At 72.6% G+C, this 11,768-nt stretch carries 14 protein-coding genes and 1 pseudogene; 9 read left to right on the top strand and 6 right to left on the bottom strand.

Annotated elements, in window-relative coordinates:
* Nucleotides 1-107 precede the first annotated feature (107 nt).
* Together ACIOD2_RS23550 and ACIOD2_RS23545 are read right to left on the bottom strand one after the other, a co-directional pair.
* Nucleotides 108-929 (bottom strand): MBL fold metallo-hydrolase, encoded by an 822-nt coding sequence (locus tag ACIOD2_RS23550; protein ID WP_400541635.1) that lies wholly within the window; start codon nucleotides 927-929, stop codon nucleotides 108-110.
* Nucleotides 926-1,783 carry an alpha/beta fold hydrolase gene (locus ACIOD2_RS23545; protein WP_400541632.1) on the bottom strand — a complete coding sequence of 286 codons (858 nt, stop codon included), beginning with the start codon at nucleotides 1,781-1,783 and terminating at the stop codon, nucleotides 926-928. Before ACIOD2_RS23545 ends, ACIOD2_RS23550 begins: the two co-directional genes overlap by 4 nt.
* Before the next feature lie 98 nt (nucleotides 1,784-1,881).
* Between ACIOD2_RS23545 and ACIOD2_RS23540 the strand changes: the two genes are divergently transcribed.
* The 3 genes from ACIOD2_RS23540 (at nucleotide 1,882) to ACIOD2_RS23530 (ending at nucleotide 4,112) form a co-directional block, all read left to right on the top strand.
* Nucleotides 1,882-2,253, top strand: coding sequence for a winged helix-turn-helix transcriptional regulator (locus ACIOD2_RS23540; protein ID WP_400541629.1), 372 nt, complete (start codon nucleotides 1,882-1,884; stop codon nucleotides 2,251-2,253).
* Nucleotides 2,254-2,416: 163 nt separating this feature from the next.
* Entirely contained in the window at nucleotides 2,417-3,556 is a 1,140-nt protein-coding gene (locus tag ACIOD2_RS23535) for a serine hydrolase domain-containing protein (protein WP_400541626.1), read from the top strand.
* Between the two features lie 7 nt (nucleotides 3,557-3,563).
* Entirely contained in the window at nucleotides 3,564-4,112 is a 549-nt protein-coding gene (locus ACIOD2_RS23530; protein WP_400541623.1) for a hypothetical protein, read from the top strand.
* 9 nt (nucleotides 4,113-4,121) lie between these two features.
* On the opposite strand, the gene ACIOD2_RS23525 is transcribed toward ACIOD2_RS23530, so the two are convergent.
* Nucleotides 4,122-4,490 carry a VOC family protein gene (locus ACIOD2_RS23525; protein WP_400541620.1) on the bottom strand — a complete coding sequence of 123 codons (369 nt, stop codon included), beginning with the start codon at nucleotides 4,488-4,490 and terminating at the stop codon, nucleotides 4,122-4,124.
* A gap of 86 nt (nucleotides 4,491-4,576) precedes the next feature.
* Between ACIOD2_RS23525 and ACIOD2_RS23520 the strand changes: the two genes are divergently transcribed.
* Nucleotides 4,577-5,206 (top strand): winged helix-turn-helix transcriptional regulator, encoded by a 630-nt coding sequence (locus ACIOD2_RS23520; protein ID WP_400541617.1) that lies wholly within the window; start codon nucleotides 4,577-4,579, stop codon nucleotides 5,204-5,206.
* 4 nt (nucleotides 5,207-5,210) lie between these two features.
* On the opposite strand, the gene ACIOD2_RS23515 is transcribed toward ACIOD2_RS23520, so the two are convergent.
* Nucleotides 5,211-6,062: an SDR family oxidoreductase gene (locus ACIOD2_RS23515; protein ID WP_400541614.1), complete on the bottom strand. Its 852-nt coding sequence runs from the start codon at nucleotides 6,060-6,062 to the stop codon at nucleotides 5,211-5,213.
* Nucleotides 6,063-6,140: 78 nt separating this feature from the next.
* Between ACIOD2_RS23515 and ACIOD2_RS23510 the strand changes: the two are divergent.
* A pseudogene (locus ACIOD2_RS23510) lies at nucleotides 6,141-6,863 on the top strand (helix-turn-helix transcriptional regulator); the annotation flags it as partial.
* Nucleotides 6,864-6,874: 11 nt separating this feature from the next.
* Here the strand turns inward: ACIOD2_RS23510 and ACIOD2_RS23505 are convergent.
* Complete coding sequence (locus ACIOD2_RS23505; protein WP_400541611.1) at nucleotides 6,875-8,056, bottom strand: MFS transporter; 1,182 nt, start codon at nucleotides 8,054-8,056, stop codon at nucleotides 6,875-6,877.
* Between the two features lie 30 nt (nucleotides 8,057-8,086).
* Between ACIOD2_RS23505 and ACIOD2_RS23500 the strand changes: the two genes are divergently transcribed.
* Together ACIOD2_RS23500 and ACIOD2_RS23495 are read left to right on the top strand one after the other, a co-directional pair.
* Nucleotides 8,087-8,473 carry an MmcQ/YjbR family DNA-binding protein gene (locus ACIOD2_RS23500; RefSeq protein WP_400541608.1) on the top strand — a complete coding sequence of 129 codons (387 nt, stop codon included), beginning with the start codon at nucleotides 8,087-8,089 and terminating at the stop codon, nucleotides 8,471-8,473.
* 42 nt (nucleotides 8,474-8,515) lie between these two features.
* Complete coding sequence (locus ACIOD2_RS23495) at nucleotides 8,516-9,340, top strand: hypothetical protein (protein ID WP_400541605.1); 825 nt, start codon at nucleotides 8,516-8,518, stop codon at nucleotides 9,338-9,340.
* 2 nt (nucleotides 9,341-9,342) lie between these two features.
* Here the strand turns inward: ACIOD2_RS23495 and ACIOD2_RS23490 are convergent, their stop codons facing one another.
* A complete protein-coding gene (locus tag ACIOD2_RS23490; protein WP_400541602.1) occupies nucleotides 9,343-9,669 on the bottom strand; it encodes an antibiotic biosynthesis monooxygenase family protein in 327 nt (108 codons plus the stop codon).
* A 79-nt stretch (nucleotides 9,670-9,748) separates the two neighbouring features.
* Between ACIOD2_RS23490 and ACIOD2_RS23485 the strand changes: the two genes are divergently transcribed.
* Nucleotides 9,749-10,324 (top strand): PadR family transcriptional regulator, encoded by a 576-nt coding sequence (locus tag ACIOD2_RS23485; RefSeq protein ID WP_400541599.1) that lies wholly within the window; start codon nucleotides 9,749-9,751, stop codon nucleotides 10,322-10,324.
* Between the two features lie 10 nt (nucleotides 10,325-10,334).
* Nucleotides 10,335-11,765, top strand: a complete 1,431-nt coding sequence (locus ACIOD2_RS23480; RefSeq protein ID WP_400541596.1) for an FAD-dependent monooxygenase — start codon at nucleotides 10,335-10,337, stop codon at nucleotides 11,763-11,765.
* The last annotated feature ends 3 nt before the right edge of the window (nucleotides 11,766-11,768 follow it).

Raw genomic sequence — 11,768 nt, 5'->3', positions numbered from 1 at the left:
CATTTCCCCTGTTTCCGGCTTACGGCGGGCAATTCTGCGGCATCACCCCGGCCTTGCCGCAAGCCCCGGGGTCGGCTATAAATTGAAGGGGGCGGAGAAATAGTCATTCAGGCGAGGTGGTCGTTCACCCCGCTCACCCAGGCGATGTAGCGCTCCGCGGAGCGGCGTACCGCGCCCTTGGCGTCTTCGGGGACCACACCGCCCAGCAGCCCGTACACGCGGTCGAAGTCGTACGGTTCGAGCCGGTCGTTGATCCGCCGCACCAGGCCCGCGGAAAGCGGGATCATGTTCGGGTAGCTGCGCATGAACGTCACCCACCGCGAATCGGCCACGGGCACGATCGTGTCCCCGGTCAGCAGCAGGTTGCCGGTGTCGTTTTCGACGTGGGCCACCGCGGCGCCGGGGAAATGGCCGCCCGCCTCGACGAGCGTCACCCCGGGCAGGATCCGCTCGGTGCCGGACCACTCCCGCAGCACCGGGTCCTCGCGCCGCACCCACCGCCGGTCGGCGGCGTGCACCAGCACGGGGACGCGCCCGAGCCGGTGGCTCCAGCTGACCTGCGAGCCGTACATGTGCGGGTGGCTGGCCACGATCACGGCCGCGCCACCCAATTCCTCGATCTTCGCGGCCAGCCTCGGGTCGAGGTGGTTCGGCGGGTCCCACAGCAGGTTGCCTTCGGACGTCGGCACGAGGTGCGTCCACTGGCCGATGCCGAAGCGCGGTTCGCGGTTGAACCGGTGCAGGCCGGGTTCCGGTTCCTGGTGCACCACTTCGTGCCCGTCGGCCGCGAGTTTCTCCAGCGTCGTCCACACCTGACCGGTGGCGGGTACCCATTGCCGTTCGTCCGCGCAGATTTCGCACGTGCCAGCTGGGGGCTGTTCGGTGTCGGGGTGCTCGACCCCGCAGGTTCCGCAGATCCAGATCGTCATGGGGCCAGTCTCGAAGCTCCAGCATGGTCGAGGTCAAGGAACGACGTCAGCAGCGGCGCCAGGGCGTCCGGACGGTCCAGCGGGACGATGTGACCGCAGTCCTCGACGAGGCGTGTCGTGAGGTCGTCGGCGATCGGCCGGAGCTGGCGCGCCAGGGTGTCGCCGACCGGGTGGGCGCCGATCGCCAGGGTCGGCACCGTGAGCCGGCCGGCCGCGACGGCGTCCGCGATCTGCGCGGCGCTGGCGGGCATGGCCCGGTAGTGGTCGAACGCGCACCGCAGGGACTCGCGGCCGCTGTAGGCGGCGACGAAGTGCTCGCGGATCTCCGGTGGCACCCCGCGGCCCTGGGTGCCCGCGTCGAGGAACCAGCCGAGGTACTCGGCCTCGTGCCCGGCCAGCACCGTCTCGGCGAGCCCCGGCACGGCGTGGAAGCCGAACCACCACGGCGGCCCGCCGGCGAGGAAGTCTTCGGCACCGGGCAGGCGGCCCAGCAACGACTCCATCAGCACGAGCCGCCGGACGCGCTCGGGACGTCGCATCGCCAGCAGGAACGCGGGCGGGGTGCCCGCGTCGATGCCGACGACGGACGCCGTCGGCACGTCCAGCGCGTCGAGGAGCGCTTCGGCGTCCGCGGCCAGGTTCCCGGCGTCGTAGCCGCCGGTGGCGCGCGTGGTCGCGCCGAGACCACGCAGGTCCGGCGCGAGGACGCGATGGTCGCGGGCCAGGTGCGGGATGACCGCGGACCAGAGCCGCCAGGTGTGCGGGAAGCCGTGCAGCAGGAGGACCGCGGGCCCTTCGCCGACGTCGGCCACGGCGATCTTGATGCCGTTCGCCTCGACCCGATACTCGCGCACGCTGCCTCCTGGGTGGTTACCATTGGTTACCCGCAAACGGTAGGTAACAGCTTCCGAAGAGCCAAGACGGCACTTTCACGACAGGTGGTGAGCTCCAGGTGACCCCCTCCGGCCGAGGCGACCTGTTCGACCCGAAGTGCCCGACGCGGCGGCTGCTGGACCGGATCGGCACGAAGTGGACGTCGATGGCGGTGAAGGTGCTGGCCGAGGCCGGCCCGGCCGAGGTGCGGTTCGCCGAGCTGCAACGGCGGATGCCGGGGGTCTCCCAGAAGATGCTGTCGGTGACGCTGCGAAGCCTCACCGACGACGGCTTGGTCGCGCGCCGGGTGGAGCCGACGGTGCCGCCGAAGGTGCACTACCGGCTGACCGACCTGGGCCGGTCGCTCGAAGTGCCGCTCGCCGCGTTGCGGAACTGGGCCGAGGAGAACATGGCGGCCATCGACCGGGCGCGTGACGTCAGCCCGGAATAGCGCAGGGCTTTCCCGCGGCCAGGGACATCGTGATGATCGTCTCCAGACGGTCCCGGGTCGACGTCAGGTCGCCGATGCGGTCGCGGCCGGCTCGACAGGCCCGCCGCGTAGAACCGGTTCGCACGCTTGCCCCTGACATCGACGTCAGGGATTAGCGTGGCGCATGACCGAAATCCACGGAAAGCACGACAGCCGCTTCGACGACGTCCGCGCCGCGCTCGAGAAGAACGTGGCCTCCGGCGACGAGCTGGGCGCGTCCCTCGTCATCGACCTCGACGGCGAGGTCGTCGCCGATCTCTGGGGCGGCTTCCGCGACCAGGCCCGCACCGTCGCGTGGGACGAGCACACCATCACCAACGTCTGGTCGACGACGAAGACCGTGACCAGCCTGGCCGCCCTGATGCTCGTCGACCGCGGTGACCTCGACGTCCACGCGCCGGTCGCGCGGTACTGGCCGGAGTTCGCCGCCAACGGCAAGGAGGGCGTGGAGGTCCGGCACCTGCTCTCGCACACGTCCGGCGTCTCCGGCCTCGACCAGCCCGCGGTCGTCGAGGACCTCTACGACCTGGAGACGTCGACGGCCCGGCTGGCCGCGCAGGCACCGTGGTGGACGCCGGGCACGGCTTCGGGCTACCACGCGTCGAACTTCGGGCACCTGGTCGGCGAGGTCGTCCGCCGGGTGAGCGGGAAGCCGCTGAAGGCGTTCGTCGCCGAGGAGATCGCCGGGCCGCTGGGCGCGGACTTCGGGATCGGTGCCGCCGAAGCGGACTGGGGCCGGATCGCCGACGTCGTCCCGCCGCCGCCGGCGCAGTTCGACCTCGAAGCGCTGGGCGCGGACAGCGTGATCGTCAAGACGCTGACCGGCCCGGCCATCGACGCGAGCGTCGCCAACACACCCGCGTGGCGCCGCGCGGAACTCGGCGCGGTGAACGGGCACGGCAACGCGCGCTCGGTCGCGCGGATCCTCTCGGCACTCGCGCTGGGCGGCACGGTGGACGGCGTCCGCCTGCTCGGCCCGGACACGATCGGCCTGATCTTCGAGGAGCAGGCCAACGGCGTCGACCTCGGGCTCGGCATCCCGCTGCGCTGGGGCATCGGTTACGGGTTGCCGCTGCACGAGACGGTGCCGTGGATCCCGGACGGCCGCATCTGCTTCTGGGGCGGCTGGGGCGGTTCGATGATCATCACGGACCTCGACCGGCGCCTGACGATCTCGTACATGATGAACCGGATGGGCCCGGGCATCATCGGCTCCGACCGCAGCGGCACGTACGTCCAGGCGGTGTACGACGCCCTGGGATGATCCCGGCATGGACTCGGGGACGACCACGCAGCTGATCACCGTGGGCGCGACACTCGGCGGGGTGGTGCTGACCCTGCTGACCACCACGTTCGTGGAGGGTCGCAAGCTGAAGGCGACCGAGCGGACCGAAGCTCGGAAGCGCGCGGCGGACCAAGCCAACTGGCTGCGAGACGAGCGCGTCAAGGCGTACGCGGGCCTCTCGACGGCGAGCGAGGAAGCGTTCCAGCTGATCCGGTCGGAGTTCCCCGAGCTGCGGAAGAACCGGGAGACGGTCGAGGCCCGGTGGCGCGAACGCCGTGGCGAGCTTCGCAAGGCGTACAACCAGGTGGAGCTCTTCGGCACCGACGAACCCCGCCGCCGCGGCAAGGAGCTGTGGAAGGCGGCCCGCAACGGCGTGAACGCCGTGCTCGCCGAACTGGACGCCGAACCGGACGACGAGGAAACGCCGGTGCGCAAGGAAAGTCTCGACCGGGTGCTGACCGGGATCAGCGAAGCGGGCGAACGGTTCCTGGAGGCGTGCCGCGCCGACGTCCAGGGCACGGCCGAGGAGCGCTGAGCCCCTCGGTCAGGCCGGACCGGCGAGGCCGATCAGGTTGCCCTCCGGGTCGGTGAAGTGGGCGACGACCAGGTCGCGGCCGGGCGCGCGGTCCGGGCCCATGCGGCGCTTGCCGCCGAGGCGTTCGGCCTGCTCCAGCGCCGCCGCGACGTCGGGGACGCCCACGTAGAACACGGTTTGCCGGGCGAAAGACGTGCCGCCGCCCACTCCGCCGGGGATGCCGCCCGTCTCGACGAAGCCGTAGTCGCCCGGCTCGGACACCTGGTCCGACACCGGGCCGGACGTGTCGTACTCCCAGCCGAACAGCTCGCCGTAGTACCCGCGCAGGCGCGCCGGGTCGGTGCCGATGATCTCGAAGTGCACGACAGGGGCGGCCATGGCCGGGTCCTTCCGTTCGACGTCCGGAGCCTCACCGTAGGCCAACCTAGTTGTTAAAAACAACCTCGGCGTTGTAAATTAGCTCTATGCCGACCAGCCGCACCTACGGGGACGCGTGCGCCACCGCCCGCGCGCTCGACGTCGTCGGAGAGCGGTGGGCCCTGCTCGTCGTGCGCGAGCTTCTGCTGGGGCCGCAACGGTTCTCCGACGTCCGCCGCGCGCTGCCGGGCGCCAGTTCGAACCTGGTCACCGACCGGCTCCGGGAGCTCGAGGGCCGGGGCGTCGTGAGCCGCCGGACACTGCCGCCGCCCGCGGGTTCGACGGTCTACGAGCTGACCGCGTGGGGCCGCGAGCTGGAGCCGATCGTGCTCGCGCTGGGCGCGTGGGCCGCGCACGTCCCGCTCCCCGAGCCCGCGACGCTCGGCGCGACGTCGGTGCTGCTGTTCCTCCGCGGTTCCGCCCGCCCGCGCGGTTCCGCTTGCTACCGCGTCGAACTGGACAGTCGCGTGTGGACGGTCCGCACCGAACCCGGCCGGCTGACGGTCGAGCCGGGCGAACCCGCGGAGCCGGACGCCGTCGTCCGGACCGATCCGGTCACGTTGAACGCCCTCCTCGAGAACCCGGCCGATCTCGACGCCGCCATCGCCAGTGGTCACCTGACGATCGAGGGCAGCAGGAAAGCCGTCCTCAGGCTGCTGCGCGAGCACGAAGCCTGAACGCTCAGGCGAAATCGGCGGCGTGGTCCGCGGCCCAGGCGTCGAAGCCGCGAGCCGGCCGGCCGGTCACCTCCAGGACCGTTTCCGTGGTCGGCTGCGGCCGGTCCACCAGCGCCGCCAGCCGCCGGATCCGCGATTCGATGACATCCGCCGAGCCGACCGTGCCCAGGCCCCGGACCTCGAACGCCGTCGTCAGCTCGCGGCGGTAGTCGTCGAGGTCCTGGCGTTCGACACGCACCGGACGGCCGATGGCGAGCCCGATCAGCTCGACGTGGCGCCGCACGGTCAGCGATTCGGGCCCGGTCAGCGTGTACTCCGCGCCGAGGTGCCCGGACGACGTCAGCGCGCACGCGGCGACAGCGGCGATGTCCGCTTCGTGGATCAACGCGGAATGCGAGTCCGGGAACGGGTCGCGCACCACGCCGGCCGACCGGATCGCCTCGGCCCACAGCAGCCGGTTGGCCGCGAACCCGACCGGGCGCAGGAAGGTCCCCGGGATCCCCGCGTCGCGCACGGCCTGTTCGGCTTCGCCGTGGGCGCGGGTGATGGCGTCCGCCGACGCCGGATCGGCGCCCGCCGCGGACAGCAGGACCACCTGCGCCAGGCCGCCCGCGTGGGCGAGGAACCCGCCGAGCCCGGCCGTCCCGGCGTAGAGGAACACCTTCGTGACGCCCTTCAGCGCCGCCTCCCAGCTTTCGGGCCGGGACAGGTCGGCCGCGACCACCTCGACACCGCCGGGCAGCCGGGCGCGGCCCGGGTCCCGCCCGGCCGCCCGTACGTCCTGCCCCGCGTCGAGCAGCTGTTCCACCAGCGCGCGGGCGACGTTCCCGCGGGCTCCGGTCACCAGAATCGTCATGCGTCCCAGGCTCGTCCCGATCCGGCCGGCCGGGGTAGGCCAACCGGTACCACCCCGGGCCGGGGTGATGATGGAACCGTGGACAGTGTGGAACTGAGCAGTTTCCTGCGCAGCCGCCGGGACCGGCTGCGGCCGGCCGACGTCGGGCTGGTGCCCGGCCCGCGGCGGCAGACGCCGGGGTTGCGGCGCGCGGAGGTCGCGCTGCTGGCCGGGATCTCCGTCGACTACTACGTGCGGCTCGAGCAGGGGCGCGGGCCACGGCCGTCGGAGCAGGTCCTGACCGCGCTCGGGCGGGCGCTGCGGCTGACCGGCGACGAGCACGCCTACCTCCGGCGGCTGGCCCGCCCGGCGCCGGTGCCCCCGCCGCGCGAGGTGCCCGCCAACGTCCTGCGGCTGCTCGATCGCCTCGGCGACGTGCCGGCGATGGTGATCGACGCCGGTTTCGACATGGTCGCCTGGAACCGGATGCTGGTCGCGCTGATCGGTGACCCGGCCGCGTGGCCGCCGCGCCGCCGCAACCGGCTGCGGCGGCTGTTCGACACCGGCGACACGATCACCGGCAACCGGCTGGACCTGGCCCGGCTGTGCGTCGCGGACCTGCGCGCCGGCGGGCGGTACCCGGCCGATCCGGCGGTCCGGTCCCTGGTGGACGAACTGCGGGAGACGAGCCCGGAGTTCGCCCGGCTGTGGGCCGAACGGGAGGTCGCGGTGCAGCGGACGCTGACCAAGCGGACCGTCCACCCGGTGGCCGGGGCGCTGGAGCTGGACTGCGAGATCCTCGCGGTCCCGGGCCACGAACACCGGCTGCTCGTCTACACCGCGGCGCCGGGCACTTCGTCGGCCGAAGGGCTGCGGCGGCTGGCCTCCCTCAGCGAGGGGGCGAGCAAGAAGATCCCGAGCGTCACCACGACGGCCGACGACAACGCCCAGTGCAGCCCGACCCGCGTCGCCAGCGCCCCGACCAGCACCGGCTCGACAAGGAACCCGAGGTAACCGCAGGCGGCCACCGCGGCCACGGCCTGGCCCGGCTTGTCCGCCTGCTTGCGGCTCGCCACGCTCCACGCGATCGGCACGATCCCGGCCACGCCGAGCCCGACCACCGCGAAGCCCAGCACCACCGCGACCGGCCACGGCGCGAGCAGGACCACGGCGAACCCGAGCACCGCGACCACCGTCGCCACGCGGGCGAACCGCACCGCGCCCGTCCGCGCGACGATCCGGTCGGCGACCAGCCGGATCGCGATCATGGTCGTCGAGAACGCGAAATAGCCCAGCGACGCCAACGCGGGTGCCGCGCCCGTGACGTCGGCGAGGTACACCGCGCTCCAGCTGTTGACCGCGCCTTCGGCGACGAACCCGCAGAACGCGATCACGCCGAGCGGCACCAGCGCGCGGCTCGGCCACGCGAACGCCGCCTCACCCTGCCCGCGGTCCGCGCCGGTGAGGAACCGCGTGCGCGCGGCCCAGAGCGCGAGAGCCAGCAGCACCACGCCGGCGATCGGGAAGTGCACCGACACCGGGACGTGGGTGGCCTCCATCAGCGCGTCCACGCCGGAGCCAGCGAGTCCGCCGATGTTCCAGAAGGCGTGGAACCCGGCGAAGATCGGCCGGCCGTACCCTTCCTCGACCCGCGCCGCGTGCGCGTTCATCGCGACGTCGAGCAGGCTGTTGCCGACGCCGAGCACGACCAGCGCGGCGACGAACACCGGCGCCGACCAGGCGAACGCGACCAGCGGCAGGCCGCCGCACAGCACGACCGCACCGAGCACGACGGCCGCGCGGCTGCCGATCCGGGCGAGCAGCGCCCCGGCACCGAGCAGCGCCAGCACCGAGCCGGCGGCCAGCCCGAACAACCCCGTCGCCAGCTGCCCGGTGCTCAACCCCAGCTGCGCCTGCACCGCCGGCACCCGGGCCAGCCAGGTCGCGAACGCCGCGCCGCAGACCGCGAACACGACCGAGACCCCCAGCCGGGCGCGCCTCAGCTCCCCCGTCATGCGGCCACCCTACGGATTATCCTGACGTCCGTGGCGAGCTGGGAAGACGTCGGCCGGATCGCGCGCGGGCTCCCCGACGTGACCGAGGAGAACGGCCGCGGGTACCTGGCCTGGTCGGTCGGGAAGAAGGGTTTCGCCTGGGAACGCCCGCTGCGCAAGGGCGATCTCGAAGCGCTCGGCGAGCGCGCGCCCGCCGGGCCGGTCCTCTGCGCGTACGTGCCGGACGTCGGCGTGAAGGACGTGCTGATCGCCGACGACCCGGCCGTGTTCTTCACGACTCCGCACTTCAACGGCTTCCCGGCGATCCTCGTCGAGCTCGACCGCATCGACGTGGCGACGCTCGACGAGGTGCTGACCGAAGCGTGGTTGTGCCGGGCGCCGAAACGGCTCGCCAAGGAATGGCTCGAAAGCGGCTAAACTGCGGCGTTCGCTCCGCATCTGCGGGATCTGGGAGGTCGGATGCTGTTCCGCGTACTCGCCCTGACGACCGTGCTGCTCGCCGGGACGACGACCGCCGCCGCCGAGGCGTCGACCCGGACGCTCACCGTCGACGGCGCGGTGACGACTCCGGCGTCCTACACCACGGCCCAGCTGAAGGCGCTCGGCGAGACGACGTATCCGCAGGTCACCGGCGTCGACCTGACCAAGGTGGTCACCGCCGCGGCGCCCGTCCTGCCGCCGGGCAAGAACACCGCGCTGCGCGTGACCGTGACGGTCACCGGCGCCGCGCACCGCTCGGTCACCTTCGCCCTCGCGGAGCTCGACCCGGCCTTCGGCAACCACCCGGCCGTTCTCACCACCGGCCGCGACGTCGACCTGGTCGTCCCCGGCGACCGGGACCGCAGCCGCCGTGTGGACGACGTCCGGTCGGTGCGGGTCGCCGTGTCCAACGCCGGGTTGGCCGAGCGGGCGGTGCGGATCACGACCGCGCACCGGTCCGTCACGCTGCCGCCGTCGCTGCTGACGCTGCTGCCCTCCCGCACCGTGACCGCGACCTTCTCCTCGGGCACCGGCCAGCAGACGCACACCGAAACCGGACCGTCGCTCCGGCTGGTCCTGCTGGTCGCCGGGGTCCTGCCGCGGCCGGACACCACGGTGGTCGCGGTCGGCGACGACGGGTACGGCGCCGCGGTCACGCTCGCCGAGGAGTCCACCGGCGGCCGTCCGCTGCTGCTGTCCACTGTGGAGGACGGCGTCGCGCTCGCGCTGCCGCGGCTCGTCCCGCTGGGCGACGTCAAGGGCGGCCGGTACGTCTCCGGGGTGACGGCGCTCGACGTGCGCTGACGTCAGGCGTGGTGCACCGACTCGACGGTGTACAGCTGCGGGTCGGCCCGCGCGATGTCCAGCGCCGTCTTCATGTGCTCCTGGCACGCGGGGTCGGCGAGCATCGCGCGGAACGCGTCGGCGCTCTCCCACTGCGCGTAGTTGACGACGCGGGTGCCGTCGGCGGCGGCGTGGATGTTCGCCGAGACGAAGCCCGGCTGGTGCCGCATCGTCGCTTCGGTCGCCTCGGCCAGCAGGTCCACCAGCTCGCGCTGCCGGGCGGGCTCGACCGTGAAGACGTTGATCAGGGTCGTCAGCTTCGCCTCGGTGTCGATCGTCGTGGTCGCCATGCGTTCTCCTTGACGTCGGTGTCCTGACTTGACCGTACCCGTATAGTCGGAACCGACTAATAGGGAGCGACTGAAGACCATGGCAGCCCGCAAGATCCGCAACACCCTGGCGCTCGCCCTGCTGGGCCTGCTGCTGGAACGACCGATGCATCCGTACGAAATGGCGTCCACGCTGCGCGAACGCAACAAGGACACCAGCTTCAAGATCAACCCCGGTTCGCTCTACGACACCGTGGAGTCGCTGGCCAAGCACCGCTGGATCGAGCCCGTCGAGACGGTTCGCGAGGGCAACCGGCCGGAACGGACCGTCTACGCCCACACCGAGCTCGGCCGGCAGGAGTTCGTCGCGTGGCTCGACGAGCTGGTGCGCGTCCCGGTCGACGAGTACCCGAAGTTCGTCGCGGCCGTGGCCTACCTCGGCGCGCTCGGCCCGGAGCGGGCCGCCGACGCCCTGGAGGAACGCGCCCGCCACCTCGCCGAACGGGTCGAAGGCGCGGAGACGGCGCTGGCGGACACGGTCGGACAGGGGGCGCCGCGGTTGTTCATGATCGAGGTCGAGTACGTCAAGCACGCGTGGCAGGCCGAACTCCATTGGGCGCGCCACACCGCCGCCGAAATCCGCAGTGGCTCCCTGCCCTGGCCCGAACACTCCTGAGGGGAAGACCGTGCCCGAACTCGAAACCGACGTCCTCGTCGCCGGCGCCGGACCCGCCGGCCTGCTGCTCGCCGCGGAGCTCGCGCTCGCCGGCGTGCGCACCACCATCGTCGAACGGAACCCGGAAAAGCCGCCCTATTGCCGTGGTTTCAACCTGAACTCGCGCTCGCTCGACCTGCTGGCCCGGCGCGGGCTGGCCGAGGGCTTGGTCGCCGAGGGCCACCGGGTGCCGCACGCCCCGGCCACCGGGATGCCGGGGCCGCTGCTGCTCGACGGCGCCGCCACCGACCACCCGTTCTCGCTCGGCATTCCGCAGACCCGCGTCGAGGAGGTCCTGGAGGCGCGGGCCCGCGAACTCGGCGCGGACCTGCTGCCCGGTCACGAACTGAAGAGCTTCACGCAGGACGAGGACGGCGTCACCGTCGTCATCCACAATGGATGGACAATCCGCGCGCGGTACCTCGTGGGGTGCGACGGCGGGCGCAGCACCGTGCGCAAGCAGGCCGGGATCGGCTTCCCCGGCGTCGACGCCCGCTGGTTCGCGCTGCTCGGCGACGTCGAATGCGAGCTGCCGTACGGAGTTTCGGCCGGGCCGGACGGCCGGACGCTGTTCGTCATCCCGCGGCCGGGGTACGTCCGGATCGTCGTGCGGGAGGACGACCCGCCCGCGGACAAGGACACCCCGGTCACGCTCGACCGGCTCCAGTCCCAAGTGGACAGCGTGCTCGGCCGGCACGTCGAGCTGCGCGCCCCGCGCTGGCTGACGCGGTTCGGCGACGCGGCGCGGCTGGCCGAGCGCTACCGCGAGGGCCGCGTCCTGCTGGCCGGCGACGCCGCGCACATCCACCCGCCGGCCGGCGCGATCGGTGTCAACGTCGCGCTCGACGACGCGTTCAACCTCGGCTGGAAGCTCGCCGCGACGGTGCGAGGGACCGCGCCGGACTGCCTGCTCGACAGCTATCACACCGAGCGGCACCCGGCGGGGGAACGCATCCTGGCCAACACCCGCGCGCAGGTCGCGCTCGAAGAGGCGGGGCCGGAACCGCTGGCCGACCTGATGCGCCGTGTCGCCGCGCACCCGGGCGGCAACCGCGCGCTGGCCGAGATCATCACCGGGCTCGACGCCCGCTACGAGCCCGGGGATCACCCGTGGCTCGGCCGCCTCGCGCCGGACATCCCGTTGCGGGGCCCCGAAACGCACCTCGCCGCCCTGCTGCACCCGGGACGTCCGGTGCTCCTCGATCTGACCGAAGACGAACGCTTCGCCGCGTGGTCACCGGGAATCGACGTCGTCGCCGCACGGTCCACTTCGGACGTCCGGGCGCTGCTGCTACGACCGGACGGGCACGTCGCCTGGCTGGCGACCGGCTCGGACGACACCGGACTCGCGGAGGCGATCCACCGCTGGGTCGGCGACGTTCCGGTTCCCGCGACGGCGTAGGAC

This window comes from Amycolatopsis sp. NPDC088138, assembly GCF_044741685.1.
Classification (GTDB): domain Bacteria; phylum Actinomycetota; class Actinomycetes; order Mycobacteriales; family Pseudonocardiaceae; genus Amycolatopsis.
This window is presented reverse-complemented; position numbering and strand designations above follow the sequence as displayed.